The organism is Shinella agrisoli (assembly GCF_046557955.1).
Lineage (GTDB): Bacteria > Pseudomonadota > Alphaproteobacteria > Rhizobiales > Rhizobiaceae > Shinella.
This window is the reverse complement of sequence record NZ_JBJIEP010000060.1, coordinates 1-1377: the sequence shown is the minus strand read 5'-3', so window position 1 is coordinate 1377 and position 1377 is coordinate 1. Positions and strand designations below refer to the sequence as shown.

Below are 1377 nucleotides of genomic sequence, written 5' to 3'. Positions count from 1 at the left end.
CCCCGCCCGATCAGGGCGGAGAGCTGGAAGATGCGGACGGTCAGCGTGTCGCCAGACCCGAGCGGCGCGCCCCAGTCTGCGGACTGCTGGGCGGCGGTGTAGACCACGCTGGTGCTGGCGGCGGCCAAGGTTCGCTTGACGGCCGGGCCGTCGAGGATCTCGACCTCATAGGCTTCGACCTCCTCGGCGAGCGGCACCTCGCCGGCGCCCCAGTTGTCGGCCGAGAGGGATCGCGAACGGCGCGTCCAGTGGATCGTGAGATCGCCCGGCGTCTGGGGCTTTCGCCATTCTGTTCTCGTCGGCTGGACGCCGCGATCTGGAGCGAATTTGTCCAAGACATCGAGCGCATGCGCGCTTTTTCGATGTCACCACACGACCTTTGGGGATGATGTCATGTGGGAAGGGGTTTGGCGCAACGGATACTTACGATTGTTTTTGAATGATTGCGCAGAATCTCGATAACCAATTGAATATACTTGTTTTTTGTCGCGTTGTGACTACCGTTTCGCCAGCCATCTTCTGTTGCGAACGGTCTCATGCAAGACGCCCGATCCGGTCCAAACCCTCTTTTGCCCGCCCGTCTGTCGGCGGACGAACGCCTCGATGAACTCGCGCATATTCTTGCTGCGGGGCTGAGGCGTATCCTGCCAGAACAGTCCAGTTCTTTATCTGCAGCTGGCGAAGACAGTTCATTCGACATTCTCGCCCTCAAACGCCGTGTTGGTCGTCGCAAACCGAGCAACCGAGTTGGAGGGCAATAATGCCAGGAACAAAGAGAAAGACTGACGCCGCGCCATGGCGGGCGGGCGAACGCGACGCGGCGGACGCGAGCGTGGTCACACAGCTTGCAGCGCTGAAGCGAATGACGGTGGTCGAACTGAAGGCGAAGTGGGAAAGCCTCTTCGGCACGCCCGCTCCGAACAACAGCCGCAGTTACCTCGAGCTGAGGCTCAGCTACCGGATCCAGGAACTGACCCTCGGCGGCCTGTCCCGCGAAACGCGGCGGACGCTGGACCTGCTGGCCGACGAGATCGAGGGCCGGGTCGGGCGCAAGACGATCATCGCGGATTCCCGCAACCCGGTGGTCGGCACCCGCCTCGTGCGTGAATGGGACGGGGTGGAGCACACCGTCACAGTGATGAAGGACGGCTTCGACTGGCAGGGGCGTAAGTTCAAGTCGCTGTCGGCGGTGGCGCGGGCGATCACCGGCACGCAGTGGAACGGCTATCGCTTCTTCGGCTTGCGCGAGGCACGGGGGGACGACCGATGAGCCGTCATCATGAAGCCGTCGCGGTCGTTGCGCGCCGCCAGCGCTGCGCCATCTATACCCGCAAGTCGAGCGAGGAAGGGCTCGACATGGAGTTCAACAGCCTCGAC

General features: G+C 62.8%; 2 protein-coding genes. One reads left to right on the top strand and one right to left on the bottom strand.

Annotated elements, in window-relative coordinates; all coding sequences use genetic code 11:
- On the bottom strand, positions 1 to 335 hold a 335-nt coding region (locus ACIIOY_RS26735), incomplete at its 3' end, for a hypothetical protein (RefSeq protein WP_411037705.1).
- A gap of 425 nt (positions 336 to 760) precedes the next feature.
- Between ACIIOY_RS26735 and ACIIOY_RS26730 the strand changes: the two genes are divergently transcribed.
- Positions 761 to 1270, top strand: coding sequence for a DUF2924 domain-containing protein (locus ACIIOY_RS26730; protein WP_411037704.1), 510 nt, complete (start codon positions 761 to 763; stop codon positions 1268 to 1270).
- The last annotated feature ends 107 nt before the right edge of the window (positions 1271 to 1377 follow it).